Origin of the sequence: Arthrobacter sp. Alg241-R88 (assembly GCF_900537115.1) — a bacterium.
In the GTDB taxonomy this organism is placed as follows: Bacteria; Actinomycetota; Actinomycetes; order Actinomycetales; family Micrococcaceae; genus Arthrobacter.
The window spans coordinates 155,706-179,070 of sequence record NZ_UNRG01000002.1 but is presented as its reverse complement, the minus strand read 5'-3'; the positions used below and the strand labels follow the sequence as shown (position 1 = coordinate 179,070).

Here is a 23,365-nt window from a genome sequence, read left to right as displayed (position 1 = left end):
GCGCTGTTTTTCCTCACAGTTGGCGGTAACGGGAACCTATCCAGTTTAGGCGCAGACGCCCTGGGTGCAGGCAACGCCTAGACGGTCTGTACCTGTGCGAGCGGCGGCGGGGCAATGGGCAGCAGCGCGGCCCCAGCGGAAATCGTGTCCGCCGACAATTCCCAGACACGCCGGAGGGCACAGAACTTCCACCAGTGGTGCTTAAGGACTTCAGGGTTGGCACGGACCGGACGGACCTCGGTCTCGCCAATGGCCACGGCCAGCAGGACGGGGTTGTCGCCGTACTTCCAGGGCTCCCAGGTCCCGGCCTCCGGATCCACCAGGCTCTCTTCCGCCTTCATGCCGGCCACCAGCTGCATCACCACTTTGTCGTCCAGCGGTTTCACCAGCCCGTCCCGGGTGGTGCCCTTGGTCTTGTAGTCGATGAGGCAGACCCTGCCGTTGATCCGGGCAACGAGGTCGAGAGTGCCTGCGTAGCCTACGGCGTTGTTCCAGACGGTGATCTCCGGGGCGATCGGTTCCACCCGGTAAAGCTCCCACCATTCATCGAAGCGGACGGCGAAGGCTTCTTCGCCGTTGGCGGCCAGTGCCTCCCGGGCTTCCTTCATGGCATGCGGCCGGCCCAGCGCCCGCAGGGCCACCTGCTCACAGTAGTAATGCACGCGGTCCCCGCGCCTGGCGGCCTCGTCCCGGTACGTTTCCGCCGCCTTGGCCGCGCGGTTGACGGCTTGCTTGATTTTGGCAGGGCTGCCGAGGCAGTCGGCGAGCAGCGGATCCTTCGCCAGGCTGCTGGCCCCCATGTATCCAAACCAGCCGTCAAGCCCGTGCGGCTGCTGGCCGATCACAGTGGTGATGGACGGCACGGAGAAATGCTCAGAGGTGGACCGGGCGTACATCCGCCCGTATTCCGTGGCGTGGGCAAGAAGTGGAGCAGTCATAGGAAAGACTCTTTCACAGGGGGCTGACATCGTGTCCGGGCGCACAAAAAAGGTCCGTTTCCGCTGCAGATGAGCGGAAACGGACCAATATGCTGTGGGCGATACTGGGTTCGAACCAGTGACCTCTTCGGTGTGAACGAAGCGCGCTACCACTGCGCCAATCGCCCTGATGCATTTGAATGTTAGCCGACCCTGCAGCCATTTCGGAAATCGGCATCAGCCCGCGGCAAAAGGGGCACCCAGCCAGGCACCCGAACCATCAACTGACGGAACAAAAGGGGCCAGGCCTGCGCAGGGTGATTCGGATGCCAGCCCTGTCCAATGCCGGCAATCGCACCCCGCGCCACCCGCCGCCGTCGGGAATTACACGCCTGTAACTCAGGAAATTCCGCGCCATTGCAGGGAAGCAGCGCCATTGGCCGTTCATGAAGGCGGCCCGATTTGGAGATTCCCGGAACCTCCTATATTGTTTTTACTCGTTGGAAAGCGAGGAAATGCCGGGAACGGCAGCGAATCGGCCCTCCAAAATGCGGACGTAGCTCAGCTGGTAGAGCACCACCTTGCCAAGGTGGATGTCGCGAGTTCGAATCTCGTCGTCCGCTCGCAGGACACTGTCACGGCAAAGGTTCTTTTGAATCGGCGCTTACACGGTGGGTTGGCCGAGAGGCGAGGCAGCGGCCTGCAAAGCCGTATACACGGGTTCGAATCCCGTACCCACCTCGGTGAAAACCATGGTTTCCGGTGTGTTCCGGATAAACATGGGCGATTGGCGCAGCGGTAGCGCGCTTCCCTGACACGGAAGAGGTCACTGGTTCGATCCCAGTATCGCCCACCAAGCAAGGGAACTTGCTTCATGCAGTTCGACCGGCCCCGGCCGGAACGTACTTCATATGCGGACGTAGCTCAGCTGGTAGAGCACCACCTTGCCAAGGTGGATGTCGCGAGTTCGAATCTCGTCGTCCGCTCTCTTACTCCTTACAATCCCATAAGCCGGGCTTCCGGTTCCGGGCGATTGGCGCAGCGGTAGCGCGCTTCCCTGACACGGAAGAGGTCACTGGTTCGATCCCAGTATCGCCCACATTCAGCAGCTCCCCGGAGCTGCTTTTTTCTTGCCCTACAGCCATTGCCCCGCACAGGAGGCAGCAACTCTATCCGCTGCGGGCGAACGCCCAAAGGCCCTGATTTCCTTGGCACGGCTCGGCCTGCAGGGCTAGGATCGAATGCGGAGGAGCGACCTGGCTCCGCGATTGAAGGGAGGTGCTCGTGGGACTGATTGGCGACCTAAAGGGCAAGGCTCAAGGTCTTATCCGCGGTAACGAGCAGGCCATCAAGAACGGCATCACCAAGGCCGGCGATTTCGTCGACACCAAGACCGGAGGCAAGTACTCAGGTCACGTCAACAAGATCCAGCATGGCGCTTCCAAGCTCGTTGACCAGAACGGAACTCCGGGCCAGGCACCTGCCCCCGGGCAGGTTCCGCCGGTCAACCCGGTTCCGCCGGTTGACAAGGCTCCGTAAAAAGGATTTGGCCAGGGCTTTGCCCTAGTACGTCAAGGGGGTGCGGGTCCCGCCGGGAGGCGGCACCCGCACCTTTGGCGTTAAAGCCCCGCCGTCCGGCACCGCTCCCTACGGAGCAGCGCCTTCCGTCTCTGGAACGGACGACGGCGGCCGGCGGCTGAGCCGGCCCCCTTAGGACGGCTCGTGGTTCTGCCCCTCCCGGGCCAGGGCGGTGAGGCGGGAGACAGCGCGGAAGTACTTTTTCATGTAGCCGCCGCTCATCATTTCCTCGGTGAACAGCTGATCGAACGGAACACCGCTGGCCAGGATGGGCACGTCTTTGTCATACAGCCGGTCAGCGAGGACCACGAACCGGAGCGCCACCGCCTGCTCGGTGATGGTTTCCACGTTCCGCCATACAACGCCGTCGATGCCGTGGATCAGTTGGCGGTAGCGGCTCGGGTGAACCCCGGCGAGATGGTGGATGAGCGTTGAGAATTCGTCCTGTGCCACCGTCTTGCCGTCGAACTCCGCTTTCATGTGCGCGGACAGCTCACTGTTCTTAAGGGGCGCCGGGGCTGCCGGCAGTCCGCGGTGGCGGAAGTCCTCCCCATCGATACGGATAACGTCAAACTGGTCTGCCAAAACCTGGATTTCGCGCTGGAAATCCACCGCGGCGAACCTGCCGTCGCCCAGCGAGCCGGGCAGGGTGTTGGAGGTGGCAGCCAGCTTCACGCCGGCGTCGGCAAGCTCACGCATCAGCCGGGACATCAGCACGGTGTCGCCCGGATCATCGAGCTCAAATTCGTCGATGCAAACGAGCTTGTAACCGCTCAGCGCATCCACGGTCTTGCGGAAGGACAGGGCGCCTACCAGGTTGGTGTACTCCACAAATGTGCCGAAAGCCTTGGGCCCGGGCGATGCGTGCCACAGGGAGGCCAAGAGGTGCGTCTTGCCCACACCGAACCCGCCGTCCAGGTAGATCCCTGCGCGGGACGTATCCTTCTTGGCGAACAGTTTCTTGAACAGTCCCCCTCCGTCACTTGCCCCGACGCCGCCGGCAAATCCTTCAAGGGCCCGGACGGCATGCGACTGGCTGGGCTGCTTGGGGTCCGGACGGTAACTCGCAAAGGAGACCTGGCCGAAACGCGGCGAGGGAAAGAAACCCTTCAGGAGCTCATCCACCGATACTGACGGAGTTCGGGCGGCAAGCTGTTCGATCTGTACCAAGGTGGTCCGTTCTGCTGGTGGTTCGTCCCCAGAAAGGATACCGGCAACGAACCCCCGCTCCGGGTGGTGCAGGGCCACCCGGCCGGCCAGCGTGACGAAGGCAACATTTCCTCCTATTAACGGAAAACGGACATCGCCGTGGACCGTGGCTAGGGTGGGAGGAGGTCCCCATGCCGGTCCCGCGGATCAGCCGTGTTCTCGATGAAAGGCAAAGATATGTCCTACCCAGTTGAACAAAACGAGAAGTTCGCAGCCTACGCCCACCCCGAGCGACTGGTTTCCACCGAATGGCTTGCTGCGGCCATCGACAACGGAGCCGTGGCCAGCGGCCAGCTGATCGTGGTGGAGTCTGACGAAGACGTGCTCCTGTACGAAACCGGCCACATCCCCGGTGCCGTGAAGATCGACTGGCACACCGACCTGAACGACGAAGTGACCCGCGACTACGTGGACGGCGCCGCGTTCGCTGAGCTGGCGGCGTCGAAGGGCATCTCGCGCGACAGCACCGTGGTCATCTACGGTGACAAGTCCAACTGGTGGGCTGCCTACGCACTGTGGGTCTTCACCCTCTTCGGCCACCAGGACGTGCGTCTGCTCGACGGCGGCCGGGATAAGTGGATTGCCGAGGGCAGGGAGCTGACCAAGGAGAAGCCGGCTCCGGCCAGGGGCGAGTACCCGGTTGTTGAGCGCGACGATGCTCCGATCCGTGCCTTCAAGGAAGATGTCCTGGCCCACCTGGGCAAGCCGCTCATCGACGTCCGCTCCCCTGAGGAGTACACCGGCCAGCGCACCCACATGCCGGCCTACCCGGAGGAAGGCGCGCTGCGCGGCGGCCACATCCCCACGGCCGCCTCCATCCCGTGGGCACGCGCCGCCGCCGCTGACGGCACCTACCGCAGCCGCGAGGAACTTGACGCCCTTTACCTGGGCGAGGCGGGCCTGAGCGAAGGCGACGACGTCGTGGCCTACTGCCGCATCGGCGAGCGTTCCAGCCACACCTGGTTCGCCCTTAAGTACCTCCTGGGCTTCGAGTCCGTCCGCAACTACGACGGTTCCTGGACTGAGTGGGGCAACGCCGTGCGGGTGCCCATCGTTAAGGGCGCGGAACGCGGATCCTTTCCCGTTGCCGTCGGGGTCTGACGGCGCACGGCCAGCGCTACCTGCGTAGACTTGGAATGATGACTACTCAAGCCTTGCCCTCCGCCTTGGCGGCCATTGTGGACGACTTCCAGGCCCTGTCCGAGCCCGAGCGCCTGCAGCTGCTGCTCGAGTTCTCCCAGGGACTGCCGGACCTGCCCGAGCGGCTTAAGGACCACCCCGAGTTGCTCGAGCAGGTGGTGGAGTGCCAGTCCCCGCTGTTCCTGACCATTGAGACGGAACCAGGCGGAGGCCCGTCCGGCACCGTTCGGCTCTACTTCAAGGCTCCCGCAGAGGCTCCCACCACACGTGGTTTTGCCGGCGTCCTGCATGAGGGCCTGGACGGGCTGTCCGCCGAAGATATCCTCTCGGTGCCTGATGACATGCCTGAACTGCTGGGCCTTACCCGCGCCATCACCCCGCTGCGTATGCGGGGGATGACGGCGATGCTGGGAAGGATCAAGCGCAAGGTCGCGGCTTCCTCCGCAGTGCGCTCCTAGCCGCGCAAAGCATCAATGGCACGCAAAAACGCAGCACAGGGAACTCCGGCCACCGCCGTTCTGGCGGCAGCCGGGGTTCCCTTTGTGTTGCATCCCTACGCCCACGACCCCTCCGCTGCCAGCTACGGAGCGGAAGCAGCCGAGGTGCTGGGCATTGATCCGTCGAAGGTTTTCAAGACGTTGATGGTCGAGGTGGAGGGCAGGCTGGCGGTGGGAATCGTACCCGTCAGCGGCACCCTGGACCTCAAGGCCTTTGCGTCATCACTGGGAGCCAAAAAGGCCGCCATGGCCGATCCCGCTGCAGCCCAGCGCCGCACCGGCTACGTGCTGGGCGGTATCTCCCCGCTCGGCCAGCGACTCCCCTCCCCTACCGTGCTGGATCACAGCGCACTGGCGCTGGAAACGCTATTGGTTTCGGGAGGCAAACGGGGCCTGGACATCGAGCTTGCCCCTGCCGACCTCATTCGCCTCACTGACGCCGTCACCGCTCCCATTAGCTCGCTGTCCGCCTCGTAGGAACCGCACGGTCAATCGTCTCGCTGCGGGCCTATAATCGTTGCACCGGCATCACTGCAGAGCAGAGCCGACTGTTTAGATGGACTAACCTCATGCTCAAAACCCTGTTGTGCAAGACAAACCTTGGGCACCATTGGGTGGCCGAAGCGGACCGCGACGGTAACTTCACGCGCCATTGCGCGTACTGCGGAAAAGTTGATCCGCATGGCGCCCGGTGGTCAGAGCGCCTCTCTCAACGCGACCATCCCACCCATTCCAACTACGCGGACCCCTTCACCCCTCCGGACATGCCCGGCGGCTATTGAACCGCGTCCCAGCGGTTGCAGCATCCCCAAGTGTCGGTTCGGACCCCTGCCTTATCCCACCTGGATCCCGCCTGGATTCAGGCGGGGCGCAAGCTGCTGCCGCAGCCATGCCTTCACCACGCTCTCCCACCGCGCAGGATCAACGTTCCACTCCTTCGTGTGCCGCGCATGGTTGAACGCCTCAAAGGTCACCATGTCCGGATTCCGCTCAGCCAGGAGCGCGGAGGGCCCGTAGGGAACGTATTCATCGTCCACGCTGTGGATAATCAAAGTGGGAGTCCGCAGTTCCACTGCTCGCGAAACCCAGTCCATGACCTTCAGGTCCACCGGCGCGGAGAGTCCCGTGAGCCGGCGCCCCAGCGGGTGCCCCAGCATAAGCTGCCCGTAGCGGCCAACCAGTGACGGAATTCTGTTAATTTGCGCGTGGTGGGCGAGCACATTGACCCAGTCGGTGACCGGCGCATCCAGCACCATGGCCCGGATCAAATGGCGGTAGCGGGATAAGTCAGCAGCCTGCAGGCAGATGGCACCGCCCATGGACCAGCCGAAGAGGACGATCTCCTCGGCCCCGTTGGCAAGAGCGTATTCAATGGCTGCCTCGATGTCCCGCCATTCAGTCGAACCCAGGCCGTAGCGCCCGTCGTCGGCCGACGGGGCGAGCCCGTCGTTGCGGTAGGACACCAGAAGGCTGGTCAGGCCCAGCTCCAGCGCTGGCCCGACGGCGCGCAGCGCCTCCTGCCTGCTGGCCCCGCGTCCGTGGACCATCACAGCCCAGGTGCGTGCGGTGCCACCGGCGCGGACCAGCCAGGCGGGTGCCTGCCCCCGGTCCACTTCGATCACCACGTCCTCTGCCGGAATTCCGGCGGCGGCGGGGTCCGGATAGACGGCACCGCTCCACCAGCCCCAGCGCGCGGCAGTGAGGTCTCCCGCGTAGACCGCTTCAACGTCGCGCAGCACGGTGCGTTCAGCCGGCGAGTACGACACGATGCGGCCGATGCGGGCGTGCCCCTTGCCGCCGTCGAAAAAGAACCCGTATACACCGTCAACGGTGGTGTCCTCGTTAGCCGCCAGGATCACCTGCTGCCTCTGGCCGTCGCGGATCACGGCCAGCACTTCCTGGTCCGATGCCCGCTGCCGGGCGGGTGTGATGACGCGGCGGGCGAAATACACGGCCAATGCCGACGATCCGGTGGCCAGCAGCCCCGCCAGCGCCCCGCCTCCGATGGCTCCGCCAATCGCCCACTTCGTCCGCAGCGACATGCCCGCCCCGGAATCCTGGGGACGGGGAGCTGGGGCGGGGCCGGTCTGCTGGAAAAGTGCCATGGAACTATTCTTACCGTCCAGCCACCCAGAGCCCGTATTTCCGGCGGGCCGGTGGGAATTGCCTGCACCGGCAAAGGAGTGCAGCACCCCAGGCTCGGGACTAGGCTAAGGCCATGAGTGATCCCATCGTCATCCTGACCGAAGAACCCCTGGGGGCGGACGACCGCCTGAACATCGAGCGCCTGGTGGATGGTGCAGACACCCGGCTCGTGGTGCTGGTACCGGCAAACACTGAGCGGCACCTGCTGGTGGACTTCCTCGAAAACCTCTCCATGCTGGACATCGCCAAGGCATTCCGGGAGCTGACATCCCACGCTCCGGACCCCGCCACAGAACGGGCCCAGGCAGCCGAAACGCTGGCAGTATCACTGGCCACGCTCGCAGGACTCGGCGGAGGCGTCACGGGCGAGGTAGTGGACGGCGGGGCGGTCCAGGGCCTGGTGGCCAAAGTCAAGGAAACCGGCGCCGCGCAGGCCGTGGTGATCACCAGGCCGCACGCAGTGGCAGATACGTTCCACACCGACTGGGCCAATAAGGCACAGGACCAGTTGGGCCTCCCCGTCCTGCACCTGTACGCAGGTTCGGGATTTATCGGCGACTCCTGAGCGTTGAGAAGGCTATGAGCATCTTCGGTAACAACATCCTGGGAAACAGCATCTTCGGAAACAAGGCCACGGATCCGGCTCCCGAGTCGCCCGCCACCGGGCCCACCGTGCAAAAGAGCGACGCCGAGTGGCGCGAGGAGCTCACGCCGGAGGAGTATCACGTGCTCCGGCAGTCCGGGACCGAGCGCCCCTTCACCGGTGAATACTGGGACACCCATACGGCAGGCGTCTACCAGTGCCGCGCATGCGGGACCGAACTCTTCACCAGCAACGAAAAGTTCGATTCCCACTGCGGCTGGCCTTCCTTCTGGGCGCCGCTGGCTGAAGGCACCGTCCGGTACATCCATGACCGGACCTTGGGCATGGACCGCGTGGAGGTCCGCTGCGCCACCTGCGATTCCCACCTGGGCCACGTGTTCGATGGCGAGGGGTACGGCACGCCCACGGACCAGCGCTACTGCATCAACTCCGTGTCCCTGAAACTCGTCCCGCAGGAAAAACCGCAGGTCAGCGGCGCGGGCACGGAAGCCTGACACTGCTGAACACTGGACCTACAAGCCATACAAAGCGCCCTGAGCACAAGGCTTTCTTAGGCTAAGCCTATTTTCAGATTAGTCCTGCTGGTTGCTTGCTACGCTCACCGTAGATAGCAAGCAACCAGAAAGGCAGCCGACGATGACCGAAACACTGATCGCCCCCACCGGAATAACCGCGGAAAACCAGGACTGGCTCCGGCTTAAGGCCGCGGCCTCTTCCCTCCAGTCTTTGCAGATTAAGGACGGTTCCATCCCCGATGCCGGCGCCCACGCAGAAGCGTCCCGGCACGTGAGTGACATAGTGGAAGCAGTTCGCGTCCTGGCCCCCGCCTTTCCGCATGATGCCGCGTACCTGGACGCAGTCTGCGCCGACTTTTCCGCCTGGGAAGCCAACGGCTTCAACGTCCCGGACTTCCTGTCTTCGCTCCTGGCCTTCCAGCCGCAGGAACAGCGCCGCGACGGGCTCCAGCACCTTGTGGTCTTTCCGATGTACACCCAGAACGGCAGCAGCAACCGGCTGGTCGAGGCAGTCCTGATCGAGGTGATCTGGCCCGAGTTCATCGCCGGCCTGGAGGCAGGGGAATACTCGAACAAGCTGTTCGTCCCCATCCGGTTCCTGGACTTCACCGCCGGCTACGACACCAATTCCGCCGTGCTGTTCCCCGAAACCGTCGCCGTCCGTGAAACCCCCACCTTCACCTGGGGCGCCATCTTTGCTGACCGCGAGGCTGCCCGGTTCCGCCGCGTGCTCAAGGCGGCCGCCGAAACCACGCGCCTGGAACTTCCCGAAGGCGCCGCGGAGCTGCTCGCCGACCAGGACCTGACGGAAGCCACTTTTGTGATGTGGGACCTCATCCACGACCGCACCCACATGCGTGGCGACCTGCCGTTCGATCCGTTCATGATCAAGCAGCGGATGCCCTACTTCCTGTACTCCCTCGAAGAGCTGCGCTGCGACCTGACGGCCTTCCGTGAATCTGTCCGCATCGAGAAGGACGAGGACGCCGATCCGGAGGCCCGCCGCCACGCCAAGCTGGTGCAGTACGCCATCATCTTCGACCGGATTTTCCGCTTTGCCATTACCGGCAGCCGGGTCCGAAACTATGACGGACTGGGCGGCCAACTCCTGTTCGCCTGGCTGCACCAGCAGCACGTCCTGCACTGGACCGATACCCGGCTCACCATCGACTGGGACGAAGTAGCCGACGCCGTCATCGCCCTGGGTGCCAGCATCGATGAGCTGTACTGGCGCTCCATCGACCGCCCGAAAACCGCGCACTGGATCGCGGCATACCAGTTGGTCTCCGCTACCGTTACACCCAATCCGGCATCCGTCTGGGCGAAGGGCCCTGACGCGCTGGCCCTGGCCGGTCCGCCGCGCGGCCTGACGGACCAGGTGCTGGATGACGAGTTCCCGCTGTCCATGTTCTACGAAGCACTGGAGAAAAAGATGCGCCCCGTCATTGAGTCAACTGCCGGCATCACCGGAGCCACCGCACTGTGACAGAAGAGTTGGGGAACCAGGCACCGGATGAGGCTGGGGCCGGGACGCCCGGGACTCCGCGCCTGAACGTCCTGGTGACCGGCGGCAGCGGAGCGTCCGGCATCGCCGTCGCCCGGGCGCTTCACGCCGCAGGCCAACGGGTGTTCACCGTTGGGTCGGACCAGGCAAGGATCGATGCAGCGGCGGAAAAGGCGGGCGACGGCGTCACGGGCCTTGTGTGCGACCTCTCCCGGCTGGAGGACGTGCGGCAGCTGGGCAAGGACGTGTCAGCCGCTGCCGGGACGATTGACGCCGTCATCCACCTGGTGGGCGGCTGGCGCGGCGCCACGGGCATTGCCGACCAGACAGACGAGGACTGGGACTTCCTGGAACGCGGCGCCATCACCACGCTCCGCAACGTGTCCCGCATCTTCTTCGACCATATCGCCGCTTCCCCTTACGGCCGCTTCGCGATGGTGTCCTCCACCGCCGTGGCCAAGCCGGCAGCAGCCACAGCCAGCTATGTTGCCGCCAAGGCCGCAGCAGAAGCGTGGACCATGGCCATGGCGGACGGTTTCCGCCGGGCCAACGCCGCTGCCGGCGATGACACTGCCGCCAACGACACTGCCGGGAACGGTACTCCCGGGAACACCGGTCGCGGGGAGGCGGCCGCCGTCGTCCTGGTGGTCAAGGCCCTCGTGGATGATGAGATGCGCCGGAACCACCCGGAGCGGAAGTTCCCCGGCGCAACTGACGTCGAAGACCTGGCCCGCGCCGTCGTCGGACTTTTTGACACCCCGGCCGGCGGCCTGAACGGCAGCCGGCTCGTGCTGGCCCCCTGAGAGTCCGTTCCCTGCCTGCAGGGCGGCCGACTGTATTTAGACTGAAAGCGTGAGCAAAGCCATGACAACAACAGCAGAAACTGCCGCCGGAACCCGGCTGCACGATCCCACCATCCGCGGATTCGCCTCGGACAACTACTCCGGCGTGCATCCGGAGGTCCTCGCGGCCCTGGCCGCGGCCAACGACGGCCACCAGGTTTCCTACGGGGAAGACGACTACACGGCCAGGCTGCAGGAGCTGATGGAGGAACACTTCGGGCCCGGCATCGAATGCTTTCCCGTTTTCAACGGGACCGGCGCCAACGTCCTGTCGCTGCAGTCGCTGCTCCCCCGCTGGGGCGCCGTGGTGTGTGCCTCCACTGCCCACATCAACATGGACGAGAACGGCGCGCCGGAACGGATTGGCGGCATCAAGCTCCTGCATGTCCCCACCCCGGACGGCAAGCTCACGCCGGAACTGATCGACCGGGAGGCCTGGGGCTGGGGCGACGAGCACCGCGCCCAGCCGCTCGCCGTCTCCATCACCCAAACCACGGAACTCGGAACCTGCTACACGCCGGACGAGGTGCGGGCCATCGCGGACCATGCCCACTCCAAGGGGATGAAGCTGCACATGGACGGCGCCCGGCTGGCCAATGCGGCGGCCCACCTCCAGGTCCCGCTGCGGGCCTTCACCCGCGACGCCGGCGTGGACATTCTTTCCTTTGGCGGCACCAAGAACGGGCTCCTGTTCGGCGAAGTGGTGGTGGCGCTGAACCCGGAGGCTGCCCATGGGCTGGTGTACCTGCGGAAGATGAACATGCAGCTGGCGTCGAAGATGCGCTTTATGTCGGCCCAGTTCATCGCCCTCCTGGAGGGTGACCTCTGGCTGCGGTCCGCCTCCCACGCCAACGCCATGGCCACCAGGCTCCGCACCGCCGTCGACACCATTGACGGCGTGCAGCCGACGCAGAAAACCGAGTCCAACGGCGTCTTTGCCATCCTGCCCGACGGCGTAGCGGACCGGCTGCGGAAATCGTTCCGCTTCTACGACTGGGACGAGGCCGCCGGGGAAGTCCGGTGGATGTGTTCATTCGATACCACTGAGGAGGACATTGATGCTTTCGTGGCAGCAATCCGCCATGAGCTCCGCGCTGACGCCAGCGGGCAGTCCAGCTAGACGGCGCCTGGTGACGGCGAGCCTTCCCGCCGTCACCAGCATGGTTGCGTAACCTGCGAAGGTGAACGCACTTGACAAGGTTCCCCCGGAATTTCTCCACGCTTTGGGAACCCTCAGGAAAGCCCAGTGCCGCGGGGAACTCCACCTTGCGGAGATTCCCGCGCCTGCGCGGCTGGCGCCCTTCGCCGTAGCGCTTGGCGCGGAGGTCCTGGCACCGGGGCCGGGCACCGCCACTCCCCTGCACGGCCCGGCTGCCATGGCGCTGGCGGCAGCGTCGGGAACAGCGGACGACGACGAAACAGAGTTGGCAACGGGCCGCTTCATCCTGCTCCACGACCCCGAAGGCTCTGCAGTCTGGGACGGCGAGTTCCGCATCGTGACCTACATCCGGGCCCAGCTGGAGCCGGAGATGGGCAACGACGAGATGCTGGGAACGGTGGCATGGACGTGGCTGGTGGAGGCGCTCGAAAACCACAAGGCGCCGTACAGGGCAGCCGGCGGCACAGCCACCAGGGTCCTGTCCGAAAGCTTCGGAACACTTGCGGAGCGGCCCGGCTCCATCGACATTGAGCTGCGCGCCTCCTGGACTCCCGCGACGTCGGACGTAACAGCCCACCTCGAAGCCTGGTCCGACATGGTGTGCACTTTCGCCGGCCTACCTCCCCTCCCGGAGGGCGTCACCCCGCTCCCGCACCGGCGCCGGAACTAGCAGCATGGCTCGTGGCGTGTCCGGCGCGGTCAGAAAGGCAGTCCGGAACCGGCCGGCCGGTAAACTAAAGGCATCATGACCCCTAACATTCCGGAAAACACCACGGCCGGCGCCCCGGCTGCTGATACCGCACCCCAGATCACGGTGGAAGGCTTTGACAGCTCCATCCCCGAAATCGTTGAGCTCGACTCGCCCCGCGACGGCGTTCCGCTGGTCATCGAAACGCAAGCCGGCCTGGAGCGGTGCGCAGCTGCCATCGCCGTCGGGACCGGTCCGGCCGGAGTCGACGCAGAGCGGGCCTCCGGCTTCCGCTACGGGCAGCGTGCCTTCCTCGTCCAGATCCGCCGCGAGGGCGCCGGGACATGGCTGATCGACCCCGAACCCTTCGACAACCTGGCCATCATCAACGAATCCCTCCGGGGGGTTGAATGGATCCTGCACGCGGCCAGCCAGGACCTTCCCTGCCTGTCCGAACTCGGCATGTGGCCGGACAAGCTCTTTGACACCGAACTGGCTGCCCGCCTGGCAGGCCTGCCCAGGGTAGGCCTTGCCGCCGTCATTGAACAGCTGCTGGGATTCGGGCTGGCCAAGGAACACTCGGCCGCTGACTGGTCCACCCGGCCCCTTCCCGAACCCTGGCTGCGGTACGCCGCACTGGACGTCGAGGTCCTGACGGAACTGCGCGAAGAGCTCATTGAATTGCTGGCGGCCGACGGCAAACTGGAGTACGCGCAGCAGGAGTTCGCCGCGATCCTGGCTGCCGGCCTCGCTCCGCCGCGCGTGGACCCGTGGCGGAAAACGTCCGGCCTTCACCAGATCCGCGACCGGCGGCAGCTGGCGGCTGTCCGGGAGCTGTGGCTGGAACGGGATTCACTGGCGCAGAAGCGGGACGTGGCCCCGGGAAGGCTCATCCCGGACTCGGCTTTAGTGGCCGCGGCCAAGGCCATGCCGTCCACGGTGCCCCAACTGCTCGGCACCAAGGGCTTCCACGGGCGGGCGGCGCAGCGCGAAGCTCCCCGGTGGCTGCGCTGCATCGCGACGGCCCGGGACCTGGAGGAGCTTCCGCCGCTGCACTTGGCCACCAATGCGCCGCCGCCGCCGCGGGTCTGGGCCGACCGCGACCCTGAGGCTGCTGCACGGCTGGCCACCGCCCGGCCACTGCTGCAGGAGAAAGCCGACCAGCTCAACCTTCCCCTGGAGAATCTGCTGACCCCCGACTACCTGCGCCGGGTGGCGTGGCGGCCCCCTGCGGAGGTCAGCGAAGAATCAGTAGCGGCGGAACTGCGCGCCCTTGGCGCACGCGCATGGCAGGTGGAACTTGCGGCTCCGCTGATCACGCACGCCTTCCTCAACCCGCAGCCGCTGCCGCCCAAGGAGCCCAAACCGGACGCCGCTCCGGCAGCCCACCAGTAGGTCCCACTGGTGGCCACGGCCTCCCAAACCCCCAAACGCTCTCTCAGTTGATGCACGAAATTTGGCAACGCTCTCTCAGTCGATGCGTAAATATTGGCAACGCTCTCTCCAGTCGATGCGTAAATATTGGCAACGCTCTCTCACTTTCTAAAAGAGAGTGAGAGAGCGTTGGTCAAAAAGGGGCATTAAGTGAGAGAGCGTCCTTTCATTCCGGGCCTTGCGGCCTAAGTTACTCGCGAGTAACATCGGGGGTACTGCCGTTCAGCTGCCGCCTTCCGGCGCGCACTGACGCCTACGTCTCGATGAGGAGTTACACGTGAGCAACAACGGAAGCAGCGCGTCCAACCGCACTGTCCGGGACGTCGTTTTTGTCGACGGCCTCCGCACCCCCTTCGGCCGGGCGGGAGAAAAGGGCATCTATGCCGGCACCCGGGCGGATGACCTGATAGTGAAGTGCCTGCGCGAACTGCTGCGCCGGAACCCGTCGCTGCCGCCGGCACGCATCGATGAAGTGGCCATCGCCGCCACCACCCAAAGCGGGGACCAAGGCCTGACCCTCGGACGGACAGGGGCCCTCCTCGCGGGACTCCCCCGCACTGTTCCGGGGTTCGCCATCGACCGCATGTGCGCCGGGGCCATGACGGCCGTAACCTCCACCGCAGGCGGGATCGGTTTTGGCGCCTACGACGTAGTGATTGCCGGCGGCGTCGAGCACATGGGCAACCATCCCATGGGCTCCGGCACTGACCCCAACCCGCGGTTTATGTCCGAACGGCTCGTCGATCCGGCAGCACTCAACATGGGCAACACCGCCGAGAACCTGCACGACCGTTTCCCTTCCATCACTAAGGAACGGACCGACGCCTACGCGGTGGCGTCGCAGAAGAAGTTTGAAGAAGCCCGCCGCGACGGCAAGATCCAGCCGGACCTGGTTCCGGTAGCAACCCTGAAGCCCGGCCAGGGCTGGACCCTGAACACGGTGGACGAGCCGCCGCGCCCCGGCACTACCCTGGCTGACCTCGCCAGCCTCCGCACGCCGTTCCGCGCCCACGGCCGTGTCACCGCAGGAAACGCGGCAGGCCTGAATGACGGCGCCACGGCCGCCATCCTGGCATCGGCCGAAGCCGCCTCCGAGCTGGGGTTGCCGGTCCGGATGCGTTTAGTCAGTTACGCCTACGCCGGAGTTGAGCCCGAGGTGATGGGCATCGGCCCTGTTCCCGCCACCGAGAAGGCCCTGAACAATGCAGGGCTCTCCATCGGGGACATCGGGCTGTTCGAAATCAACGAAGCCTTCGCCGTCCAGGTCCTGAGCTTCCTGGAACACTTCGGCATTGCCGACGACGATCCCCGGGTTAACCGTTACGGCGGAGCCATTGCCGTGGGCCACCCCCTCGCTTCGTCCGGAGTGCGGCTCATGAACCAGCTTGCCCGGCAGTTCGAGGAAGACCCCTCTGTCCGTTACGGGATCACCACCATGTGCGTGGGATTGGGAATGGGCGCCACCGTAATCTGGGAGAACCCGCACCACGCCGACTACAGCGGAGCCCGGCCAGCGGAATCCGCCACCACCGAAGCCGTTTCCGAAGGAGCAGCATGAGCGCCGCAGATTTCACCAAGCTTGCCGACCTCTTCCCCCATGAAACCGTGACGCATTCCTTCGTCCAGGACATCGAACTCCCTGGCCCGGCCGGAAAGCCCGGCCCGGGCACGTTCGCCCTCATTACGCTGGACAACGGCCTGGACCACTCCAAGCCCACCACGCTGGGGCCCAACACGCTGGTGGAACTGGGCACGGTGCTCGAAGAACTCCGGGAACGGGCACGCCGGGGCGACATCGTGGGAGTGGGTGTCACGGGCAAGCCCTACTACCTGGTGGCCGGCGCGGACCTCTCTACGGTTAAGACCCTGGACAAACGCGAGCACGGTTTGTGGATGGCACAGCTGGGCCACGACGTCTACAGCACGCTGGCCAACCTGGGCGTACCCAGCTTCGCCTTCATCAACGGCGCAGCGCTGGGCGGCGGCCTGGAGATTGCGCTCCAGTCCACCTATCGCACAGTGTCCACGGGAGCGGGAGCACTTGCGCTGCCGGAAGCGTTCATTGGCCTGGTCCCGGGCTGGGGCGGCGTCTACATCCTGCCGCGGCTCATCGGCCCGGAAAACGCCGTGAAGGTCATGATCGAAAACCCCCTGAGCAACAACAGGACTCTCAGTGGCCCGGAAGCCTTCTCGCTCGGCATCGCCGATGCCATGTTCGAGCCAGCGGATTTCCTGGAGCAGTCCCTTGCCTGGGCCGCGAAAGTCATCACCGGCGAGGCGGCGGCGGAACGGCCCAACGCCGTCGACCCCGCCGATCCGGAGACAGCAGCCCGCTGGGCGGGCGCTGTAGCAGCCGGGCGGTCAATGGTGGAAGCCAAGACGTCCAACGCTGCACCGGCTCCGGCCAAGGTCCTGGACATCCTCGAAGCCAACCGCACCATGAGCCAGGCCGCGTCAGCGGAGCTGGAGTGCGAAACCCTCGCCGAACTCATGCAGACCGACGAGTTCCGCGCCACCGTTTACGCCTTCCTGGACCTGGTCCAGAAGCGGTCCAAGCGCCCGGCCGGCGCCCCCGACCGTACGCTGGCCCGGCCCGTCACCAAGGTGGGCGTCGTTGGCGCCGGCCTGATGGCCAGCCAGCTGGCACTGCTCTTCGCCCGCCAGCTCAAGGTGCCTGTGGTCATGACGGACATTGACCAGGCCCGGGTGGACAAGGGTGTGGGCTACGTCCACGCCGAGGTGGACAAGCTCCTGGGCAAGAAGCGGATCAGCCAGGACGCCGCCAACCGCACGAAGGCGCTGGTGACAGGTTCAGTTTCCAAGGACGTTTTCGCCGATGCCGACTTCGTGATCGAAGCCGTTTTTGAAGAGCTGAATGTCAAGAAGCAGGTGTTCGCCGAGCTCGAGGGGATTGTGACTCCCGAATGCGTTCTGGCCACCAATACGTCCTCGCTGTCCGTCACGGCCATGGCGGAGGACCTCCGGCACCCGGAACGGCTGGTGGGCTTCCACTTCTTCAACCCGGTGGCCGTGATGCCGCTGCTGGAAATCGTCCGCGCCCCGAAGACCGACGACGCCGTACTGGCCACCGCCTTTGAGCTCGCCAAGTCCCTCAAAAAGACCGGAGTGCTGGTCAAGGACGCCGCCGCCTTCGTGGTCAACCGGATCCTGCTGCGGCTGATGGGCGAAGTAACGGCCGCCTTTGATGAAGGAACCCCCGCCGACGTGGCGGACAACGCCCTGCGGCCCATGGGACTGCCCATGACGCCTTTCACCCTCGGCGCCATGGTGGGCCTGCCGGTGGCCCAGCACGTGCAGGAGTCGCTGCACGCCGCGTTTGGTGATCGGTTTACCGTTTCTGCCAACCTGCAGAAACTGATCGACAACGGTGTGAAGAGCCTGTGGGCTCCCGGTCCGGGCGGCGCACAGGAGATTCCACAGTCCACCTTGTCGCTGATGTCCTTCGGGACCAGCCCCTCAAGCGCCGACGAAGTCCTGCGCCGCACCCAGGATGCCCTCGCCGAGGAAATCGGCCTGATGCTGGAGGAAGGGGTGGTGGCAGGGCCGGAAGACATCGACCTCTGCATGATCCTCGGCGCCGGCTGGCCGATGTTCCTGGGCGGCATCACACCCTACCTCGACCGGGTGGGCGCCTCCGAGCGGGTCAACGGCAGGCACTTCCTTCCGCCGGGGGTGGCGTCCCGGCCTGCCGGGACGCCAGCAGCCAGGCCCGCCGGCTGAGGCTGCCCTGGCACAGCCAGGAGTCCGTTCAGAAGCGCAGGGGCTTCGTCCGGTTCTTCCGGACGGAGCCCCTTGCCTTGGAGGGACCTCATTGCCTTGCCCGCGTCAGCCTCCCGGCAGCCGCCCGCCGTCGAGCGTCAACAAGCGGTCCGCCACCGAGTGTGCGTACGGCACGTCATGGGTGACGAGGACGACGGCGGCGCCCGCCGCTGCGGCGGACCGTACCGCCTTGTCCAGCACAGCCAGGCCATCACCGTCCAGGGCAACTGTGGGCTCGTCCAGGGCAATAATCGGCGGCCTGCGGGCAAGGACCGTTGCCAGCGCCAGCAGCCGCTGCCCGGAGGCCGGCAGCTCGGCCGGGTGGTCCTCGGCAGCGCCGGACAGACCGACGGCGGCCAGGGCAGCAGCGGTTCTTTCCGCCGCCTCGGCTGCACCAAACCGCCGGTCCAGTCCGAACCGCACCTCACGGGCAGCCGTCCGTTCGAAGAGCTGGTCGCGAGGGTTCTGGAAAAGGAGCCCCACGTAAGCGGCCACGTCCCCAACCGGCCGCCCGGCAATGTCCTTCCCGTTGACGAGAACGGATCCGGACGTGGGCTGCAGCAGACCGTTGAGATGGCGTAAGAGCGTGGATTTACCCGCACCGTTTGGTCCGGTCACCGCAACGATCTCCCCCGGCTGGAGCACAAGGTCGATGCTTTGCAGCACGGTGCTGTGCTGATACCCGCCGGCTTTACCACTGGTTGCCCGGGCCTTCCTGCCGCGGCCTGCTGTGGCCGGGTAGGAGAAGTGGACGCTGCGGAGCTCCAGGGCCGGGGCGGCAGCACCACTGCCCAGGCGGGCGGCTGCGCCGGAGGCCGGCATGCTGAAATTCCTGTTCGCAACCGGCCTCCGGATGCCGGTCGGCAGACGCTCCGGCGCCGCCATCAGTTCTGCGGGTGCGCCGCTCACCGCAACCGAGCCGGCGTCCAAAACGATCCAACCGTCGGCCTCAAGCAGCACCTCCTCGATCACCTGGCTCAGGACGACGACGGCGGTCCCGCCGGCCACGAGCTTGCGGAGCAGCAGTGCGAGTTCGCCCGACCCGGTTGTGTCCAGGGAGGCAAAGGGCTCGTCCAGGACCAGCACCGCGGGCCCCAGTATGACTGCACATCCGATGGCCAGGCACCGCAGCTGGCCGCCGGAAAGCGTGCCTGGGTGACGCTCCAGCAGCCCGGCCAGTCCCAGCATGCCAGCGGTGCGCTCGACGGCTTCACGCATGGCGGCCCGGTCCATACCGGCATTCTCCAGGCTGAACGCCAGTTCTTCGGCCACAGTGGCGCGGACCGTGGACAGGGCGGCGGAGGCGTCCTGCGGAACGAAACCCACCCACTCACCCCACCTGGCAGGGTCGATGCGGGGGTCGTGCGCGGTTCCGTTGAAGTGCAGGCGGGTTCCCGCGAGTTCGAGGTGTCCTGCCAGGCTTCCGCCTGCCCCGGGAGACAACCAGCCCGCAAGGAGCCGGCCAAGCGTAGACTTGCCGCTTCCGGACCCGCCGAGGATCGCGGTGTACGTCCCGGGGGCAAACGAGACGTCCACGCCCCGAAGGACTGGCGCGTCGTCGTCGTGGAAGGCAAAACTCCGGATGCTGGCGGCGAGGGCACTGGAGGTCTTCATCTAGCCACCCGCCAGCCACAACCGGGCCGCCACGGCAGCCGCCGCGGCCAGCACCAGCAGGATCCGCAGCCAACGCTCCACAACTGGATCCGGGACGTCCCGGTAGCTGGTGCGGGGGCCGGTGCCGCCGAAGCCGCGGGCTTCCAGGGCCGCGCCGCGGACCGCGGCGTCCTCCACCAAAGCAGAGACCAGCGGAACTGCCTGGAGCCGGAATGCTGCGATCCGGTGCAGCAGGCCGCGCCGGATTACCAGCCCCCGGGCCTCCTGGGCCTGCCGGATACGTTCCAGCCGGGACGTGATGGCCGGCAGCAGGGTCAGCGTTGACGCCAGCACGAAGGCAAACCGGCCCTGGACCCCTTTCACCGAGAGCGCCGCGACCAGGTCAGGCACGCTGACACTGAAGGAGAACACCAGCAGGGCCAGGACGGCAGCCGAAACCTGCGCCACCCGCTCAAGTGCGAAGGAAAGCCCTTCAGCGGTGACGCGCGCAGGGCCCCATTGGGCAAGGATGATCTGCCCTTCGGGGAAAAACAGGCCGTGCAGGACCAGCAGCGACAAACACAGCGGCACCAGCACGGCAACTGCCGCAGGCAGGAGCCGCCGGAGCGTGCCGCCCACGGCCGAAAGGCCGAGTGCGCCCCCGATCACGGCGAGGGAAAGCGGCAAACTGGCTGCCGCCGTCGTTATCACGGCCGTGCTGCCGGCAGCCGCGAGTGACGTCAGCGGATGCAGTCGCATGGGCAGGAGGTCAGGAGTCCTGTCCGGAATTCCGGCCCGCCAGCACACGGTGCCACCGGACAAACAGGAACTGCAGCGTTGCGCGCCGGGGCAGGGCGTAGACCAGCACGGCCACCACCGTGAACACGATGGCCTTGTCCATGGGATCGGAGATCAGGGCCTGCTTGGTGATGGCGGCGAGCAGGGTGTCCCCCATGGAGCGGAAGGCGCTGACGATGGCTCCGGTAGCAACCCCGGACGTGCCGCCGAAGACGAAGGCCGCCACCGGGGCGGACACCACGCCGCCGATGATCCCGGTAGCGAATCCGGCTACAGGGGCGAGGTAGAAACGGCGGAAGAGCCCGTGACGCGCAGCCACGCCCGCGAGGCAGCCGATGAGTGCGGCCCCGGCAGCGAACGGCAGCACCGTCGGGTTGAAGAAGGACCAGACGATGCTGCTCAACGCGCCCGTTGCTGCACCGGCCGCCGGGCCGGCGAGGACCGCGATCAGTACCGTACCGATCGCATCAAGGTAGAACGGGACCAGGGTGCTGCCCACGAACTGGCCGAGCACGATGTTCAGCACCAGGGCCACGGGGATCAGCACCACGGTGGAAGTCGGCAGGGCCGGAAGGACAGCGACGATGAGCAGAACGGCGCCCACGAGGAAGCCGGACAGGGCGATCAGGGCCGAGGCGCTACCCGGCCCGCCAGTGATATCGGCGGGCTGGTTGAGGACCAGGTAGATGTAGGTGCCGGCGATGGCCAGGGCACCGAGGATTTCCAGCAGCCGGCGTTTGCGGGCGGCCGCCGGTGCCGGAGATGGAAGCGTCAGGGAGGGCGATGACATGGTGTTCCTTCGGGATGCGCACGGCCGGCCCGGGAATCCGGGGCCGGAATGGAACGCTGCCTATGTCACCTCGGCAGCTGCCGCCAGGCAGCTGCGCCTGTCCGGTCCGCGGACTATTCTACCGCGGCTGTCCGGGGCTTTGCGAAGGTTTTTATGCTCAGCCGAGGCGCCGGGCCAGGCCGCCGACGGCGGACACCAGCTCCCGGAACGCAGCTTCCGGATAATTGGTGGAGACCACGCGGGCGTTTGGCGGCTGGCCCCAGAGCCCGCGGAAGTCCGCCACCGTGGTGCCGATCAGCATCCGGGAGCCTGTTTCCACGTCCACAGTTGCCGGACGGGCTTCGAAGTCAAGGGTGCCGGCGGCAACACCTGCGGCGAAGTAGTCGTGGACGTGGGCCAGGTAGCCCTGGTCGTAGTGGCGGTGGAACTCGAAATAGAACCTCAGCGCATCGGACAGGTGCCGGATCACGGTGTTGTCAGACGTGCTGGGCTGGCCCTCGGGCTGTTCCGGCAGCACCAGTTCAGGAACCGTTGCCCCGGCCGCCTCAGCCAATTGGCGGACATGCTCGGGGTGGAGCTCCATCCGCTCCGTGGTGTCCAGCGAACAGACGATGGGAAGCTTTTCCAGCGGCCGGCCCTGGAACGCGGCATAGACTTCCTTGGCCGCGTGCGGGTCCACGTGCGTATTCCACTCCGCGGTGGGCGTTGTATTGCCCTGGTGGTAGAAGCTGCCGCCCATGATCACCACTTTGGCCAACAATTCCGGCAGCCGGGGTTCCTGCCGCAGGGCCAGCGCGAAGTTGGTCAGGGGTGCGGTGATGAGGGCGGTGAGCTCCCCCGGCCGCGCCCTGGCGTGTTCAACCCACAGGTCGACGGCGTTCCGCTCCGAGACTTTGCCGGCCGGTTCCGGCAGGACCGCGTGGCCGATGCCCTGCGGACCGTGCGTTTCGGGAGTGGTCAGCAGCTCGACGGCCAGCGGTTCGCGCGCACCTACTGCCACTTCTACTCCCTTGCGGCCGCAGAGTTCCAGCAGGGCCAGGGTGTTGCGCGCCACCTGGTCCACGTCAACGTTCCCGGGGGTGGCGGTGACGCAGACGAACTCGGTGTCAGGCAGGGCGGCAAGGTAGGCGAGGGCCAGGGCGTCGTCGATGCCCGTGTCCACGTCCAGCAGGAAGGCGGTCATGAGGGTCCTAGAACAGGGCTACCTTGGGGGCGGCAGGGAAAATACTGTCCAGCTCGGCGAGGTCCTTTTCCGTGGGGAGCCAGTCCGCTGATTCCGCGTTCTGGCGTACCTGTTCCGGCCTCGTGGCGCCCGCGATGACGCTGGCTACGGCCGGCTGTGCTGCCAGCCAGGAGAAGGCAACCTGGATCTCGCTCAGTCCGCGTTCCCTGGCAAAGCTGCTGAAGCTGTCCAGCTGGTCCCAGTCGGCGTCATGGACGAGATGTGTGCGGGTGTGGCTGAGCCGGGAGCCGTCCGGGGCGTGGCCGGGCGCGTACTTTCCGGTCAGCAGGCCATTGGCGAGGGGGAAGTACGGCAGGACACCCAGGCCGAATTCCTCTGCTGCCGGTGTTACCTCAAGCTCGGCCCGCCGGTCCAGGAGGTTGTAGTGATTCTGGGTGGAGATGAAGCGGACGCTTCCCAGTTCGCGGGCCACGTATTCCGCCTGGGCAATTTGCCAGCCGGCGCGGTTGGAGTGCCCGATGTAGCGGACCTTGCCGCTCCTGACGAGGGTATCCAGGGCGGACAGGGTTTCCTCGATGGGGGTGAGCGGGTCCGGGGTGTGGAACTGGTAGAGGTCGATCCAGTCGGTGCCCAGCCTCCGCAGCGAGGCCTCCACTGCCTGCATGATGTAGCGGCGCGAGCCGCGGGCACCGAAGTCGGGGCCGCTGGCCCCCTTCATGTCCATGCCGAACTTGGTGGCCACGACGACGTCGGCCCGCCTGGTGCCGAGGGCCTTGCCGAGCATCGTTTCGCTGAGGCCGGGTTCCCGGCCGTAGGTGTCGGAGACGTCGAACAGGGTGATTCCGGCATCCACCGCCGCGTGGACCACCGCGTCCGTGGCCTCCTGCGTCTCAGTGGCAGTGTTCGCACGGCCCAGGTTGTTGCAGCCCAGGCCGACGGTGGAGACTGTGAGGCCTGACTTTCCAACGCGGCGGTAGGTGGTCACATAC

21 protein-coding genes and 6 tRNA genes are annotated in these 23,365 nt (G+C 66.0%); 18 read left to right on the top strand and 9 right to left on the bottom strand.

Annotation, left to right across the window (positions count from 1 at the left end; all coding sequences use genetic code 11):
• Positions 1-77: 77 nt before the first annotated feature.
• A complete protein-coding gene (locus G6R19_RS05630; protein ID WP_163163190.1) occupies positions 78-938 on the bottom strand; it encodes a cytochrome in 861 nt (286 codons plus the stop codon).
• Positions 939-1,033: 95 nt separating this feature from the next.
• Positions 1,034-1,105: transfer RNA gene (locus tag G6R19_RS05625), tRNA-Val, on the bottom strand.
• A gap of 362 nt (positions 1,106-1,467) precedes the next feature.
• Between G6R19_RS05625 and G6R19_RS05620 the strand changes: the two genes are divergently transcribed.
• The 6 genes from G6R19_RS05620 to G6R19_RS05595 all read left to right on the top strand — a co-directional run bounded on the left by G6R19_RS05620 (position 1,468) and on the right by G6R19_RS05595 (position 2,456).
• A tRNA-Gly gene (locus G6R19_RS05620) sits at positions 1,468-1,540 on the top strand.
• Positions 1,541-1,587: 47 nt separating this feature from the next.
• A tRNA-Cys gene (locus tag G6R19_RS05615) sits at positions 1,588-1,658 on the top strand.
• A gap of 40 nt (positions 1,659-1,698) precedes the next feature.
• Positions 1,699-1,773, top strand: a tRNA-Val gene (locus G6R19_RS05610).
• A 57-nt stretch (positions 1,774-1,830) separates the two neighbouring features.
• Positions 1,831-1,903, top strand: a tRNA-Gly gene (locus G6R19_RS05605).
• Between the two features lie 41 nt (positions 1,904-1,944).
• Positions 1,945-2,016, top strand: a tRNA-Val gene (locus G6R19_RS05600).
• A gap of 185 nt (positions 2,017-2,201) precedes the next feature.
• Complete coding sequence (locus tag G6R19_RS05595) at positions 2,202-2,456, top strand: antitoxin (protein WP_163163188.1); 255 nt, start codon at positions 2,202-2,204, stop codon at positions 2,454-2,456.
• A gap of 171 nt (positions 2,457-2,627) precedes the next feature.
• Here the strand turns inward: G6R19_RS05595 and zapE are convergent, their stop codons facing one another.
• A complete protein-coding gene (gene zapE / locus G6R19_RS05590; RefSeq protein ID WP_163163186.1) occupies positions 2,628-3,665 on the bottom strand; it encodes a cell division protein ZapE in 1,038 nt (345 codons plus the stop codon).
• 216 nt (positions 3,666-3,881) lie between these two features.
• Between zapE and G6R19_RS05585 the strand changes: the two genes are divergently transcribed.
• The 3 genes from G6R19_RS05585 to ybaK are packed head-to-tail and all read left to right on the top strand — an operon-like array spanning position 3,882 to position 5,818.
• Entirely contained in the window at positions 3,882-4,805 is a 924-nt protein-coding gene (locus tag G6R19_RS05585) for a sulfurtransferase (protein ID WP_163163184.1), read from the top strand.
• Between the two features lie 38 nt (positions 4,806-4,843).
• Positions 4,844-5,302: a SufE family protein gene (locus G6R19_RS05580; RefSeq protein WP_205484256.1), complete on the top strand. Its 459-nt coding sequence runs from the start codon at positions 4,844-4,846 to the stop codon at positions 5,300-5,302.
• A 15-nt stretch (positions 5,303-5,317) separates the two neighbouring features.
• Positions 5,318-5,818 carry a Cys-tRNA(Pro) deacylase gene (gene ybaK, locus G6R19_RS05575; protein WP_163163183.1) on the top strand — a complete coding sequence of 167 codons (501 nt, stop codon included), beginning with the start codon at positions 5,318-5,320 and terminating at the stop codon, positions 5,816-5,818.
• A gap of 356 nt (positions 5,819-6,174) precedes the next feature.
• Here the strand turns inward: ybaK and G6R19_RS05565 are convergent, their stop codons facing one another.
• Complete coding sequence (locus tag G6R19_RS05565; protein ID WP_240341803.1) at positions 6,175-7,383, bottom strand: alpha/beta fold hydrolase; 1,209 nt, start codon at positions 7,381-7,383, stop codon at positions 6,175-6,177.
• 176 nt (positions 7,384-7,559) lie between these two features.
• Between G6R19_RS05565 and G6R19_RS05560 the strand changes: the two genes are divergently transcribed.
• The 9 genes from G6R19_RS05560 (at position 7,560) to G6R19_RS05520 (ending at position 17,973) form a co-directional block, all read left to right on the top strand.
• Positions 7,560-8,051: a hypothetical protein gene (locus tag G6R19_RS05560; RefSeq protein WP_163163180.1), complete on the top strand. Its 492-nt coding sequence runs from the start codon at positions 7,560-7,562 to the stop codon at positions 8,049-8,051.
• A 14-nt stretch (positions 8,052-8,065) separates the two neighbouring features.
• Positions 8,066-8,584 (top strand): peptide-methionine (R)-S-oxide reductase MsrB, encoded by a 519-nt coding sequence (gene msrB / locus G6R19_RS05555; protein WP_205484254.1) that lies wholly within the window; start codon positions 8,066-8,068, stop codon positions 8,582-8,584.
• A 142-nt stretch (positions 8,585-8,726) separates the two neighbouring features.
• Positions 8,727-10,091 (top strand): DUF6421 family protein, encoded by a 1,365-nt coding sequence (locus tag G6R19_RS05550; protein WP_163163179.1) that lies wholly within the window; start codon positions 8,727-8,729, stop codon positions 10,089-10,091.
• 62 nt (positions 10,092-10,153) lie between these two features.
• A complete protein-coding gene (locus tag G6R19_RS05545; protein WP_163164113.1) occupies positions 10,154-10,912 on the top strand; it encodes an SDR family oxidoreductase in 759 nt (252 codons plus the stop codon).
• Positions 10,913-10,973: 61 nt separating this feature from the next.
• Positions 10,974-12,071 (top strand): low specificity L-threonine aldolase, encoded by a 1,098-nt coding sequence (locus tag G6R19_RS05540; protein ID WP_163164112.1) that lies wholly within the window; start codon positions 10,974-10,976, stop codon positions 12,069-12,071.
• 61 nt (positions 12,072-12,132) lie between these two features.
• Complete coding sequence (locus G6R19_RS05535) at positions 12,133-12,780, top strand: DUF3000 domain-containing protein (RefSeq protein ID WP_163163178.1); 648 nt, start codon at positions 12,133-12,135, stop codon at positions 12,778-12,780.
• 75 nt (positions 12,781-12,855) lie between these two features.
• Positions 12,856-14,193: an HRDC domain-containing protein gene (locus G6R19_RS05530; RefSeq protein WP_163163177.1), complete on the top strand. Its 1,338-nt coding sequence runs from the start codon at positions 12,856-12,858 to the stop codon at positions 14,191-14,193.
• Positions 14,194-14,509: 316 nt separating this feature from the next.
• Positions 14,510-15,790, top strand: a complete 1,281-nt coding sequence (locus tag G6R19_RS05525; RefSeq protein WP_163163176.1) for a thiolase family protein — start codon at positions 14,510-14,512, stop codon at positions 15,788-15,790.
• A complete protein-coding gene (locus G6R19_RS05520) occupies positions 15,787-17,973 on the top strand; it encodes a 3-hydroxyacyl-CoA dehydrogenase NAD-binding domain-containing protein (RefSeq protein WP_163163175.1) in 2,187 nt (728 codons plus the stop codon). The genes G6R19_RS05525 and G6R19_RS05520 overlap by 4 nt, the downstream gene beginning before the upstream one ends.
• Positions 17,974-18,078: 105 nt before the next feature.
• On the opposite strand, the gene G6R19_RS05515 is transcribed toward G6R19_RS05520, so the two are convergent.
• The 5 genes from G6R19_RS05515 to G6R19_RS05495 form a co-directional block, all read right to left on the bottom strand.
• A complete protein-coding gene (locus G6R19_RS05515) occupies positions 18,079-19,626 on the bottom strand; it encodes an ATP-binding cassette domain-containing protein (protein ID WP_163163174.1) in 1,548 nt (515 codons plus the stop codon).
• A complete protein-coding gene (locus G6R19_RS05510) occupies positions 19,627-20,364 on the bottom strand; it encodes an energy-coupling factor transporter transmembrane component T (RefSeq protein WP_163163173.1) in 738 nt (245 codons plus the stop codon).
• 10 nt (positions 20,365-20,374) lie between these two features.
• On the bottom strand, positions 20,375-21,193 hold the full coding sequence (locus G6R19_RS05505) for an ECF transporter S component (protein WP_163163172.1): 819 nt from the start codon (positions 21,191-21,193) through the stop codon (positions 20,375-20,377).
• A 157-nt stretch (positions 21,194-21,350) separates the two neighbouring features.
• Positions 21,351-22,376: a nucleoside hydrolase gene (locus G6R19_RS05500; RefSeq protein ID WP_163163171.1), complete on the bottom strand. Its 1,026-nt coding sequence runs from the start codon at positions 22,374-22,376 to the stop codon at positions 21,351-21,353.
• Positions 22,377-22,383: 7 nt separating this feature from the next.
• Positions 22,384-23,361 carry an aldo/keto reductase gene (locus tag G6R19_RS05495; protein WP_163163170.1) on the bottom strand — a complete coding sequence of 326 codons (978 nt, stop codon included), beginning with the start codon at positions 23,359-23,361 and terminating at the stop codon, positions 22,384-22,386.
• Positions 23,362-23,365: the final 4 nt, after the last annotated feature.

Excerpts from the sequence above, each read along its gene's own strand:
- G6R19_RS05630 (WP_163163190.1), bottom strand. The coding sequence starts at position 938 with ATGACTGCTCCACTTCTTGCCCACGCCACGGAATACGGGCGGATGTAC.
- G6R19_RS05585 (WP_163163184.1), top strand. The coding sequence starts at position 3,882 with ATGTCCTACCCAGTTGAACAAAACGAGAAGTTCGCAGCCTACGCCCAC.
- G6R19_RS05580 (WP_205484256.1), top strand. The coding sequence starts at position 4,844 with ATGACTACTCAAGCCTTGCCCTCCGCCTTGGCGGCCATTGTGGACGAC.
- ybaK (WP_163163183.1), top strand. The coding sequence starts at position 5,318 with ATGGCACGCAAAAACGCAGCACAGGGAACTCCGGCCACCGCCGTTCTG.
- G6R19_RS05565 (WP_240341803.1), bottom strand. The coding sequence starts at position 7,383 with ATGTCGCTGCGGACGAAGTGGGCGATTGGCGGAGCCATCGGAGGCGGG.
- G6R19_RS05560 (WP_163163180.1), top strand. The coding sequence starts at position 7,560 with ATGAGTGATCCCATCGTCATCCTGACCGAAGAACCCCTGGGGGCGGAC.
- msrB (WP_205484254.1), top strand. The coding sequence starts at position 8,066 with ATGAGCATCTTCGGTAACAACATCCTGGGAAACAGCATCTTCGGAAAC.
- G6R19_RS05550 (WP_163163179.1), top strand. The coding sequence starts at position 8,727 with ATGACCGAAACACTGATCGCCCCCACCGGAATAACCGCGGAAAACCAG.
- G6R19_RS05540 (WP_163164112.1), top strand. The coding sequence starts at position 10,974 with ATGACAACAACAGCAGAAACTGCCGCCGGAACCCGGCTGCACGATCCC.
- G6R19_RS05530 (WP_163163177.1), top strand. The coding sequence starts at position 12,856 with ATGACCCCTAACATTCCGGAAAACACCACGGCCGGCGCCCCGGCTGCT.
- G6R19_RS05520 (WP_163163175.1), top strand. The coding sequence starts at position 15,787 with ATGAGCGCCGCAGATTTCACCAAGCTTGCCGACCTCTTCCCCCATGAA.
- G6R19_RS05515 (WP_163163174.1), bottom strand. The coding sequence starts at position 19,626 with ATGAAGACCTCCAGTGCCCTCGCCGCCAGCATCCGGAGTTTTGCCTTC.
- G6R19_RS05510 (WP_163163173.1), bottom strand. The coding sequence starts at position 20,364 with ATGCGACTGCATCCGCTGACGTCACTCGCGGCTGCCGGCAGCACGGCC.
- G6R19_RS05505 (WP_163163172.1), bottom strand. The coding sequence starts at position 21,193 with ATGTCATCGCCCTCCCTGACGCTTCCATCTCCGGCACCGGCGGCCGCC.
- G6R19_RS05500 (WP_163163171.1), bottom strand. The coding sequence starts at position 22,376 with ATGACCGCCTTCCTGCTGGACGTGGACACGGGCATCGACGACGCCCTG.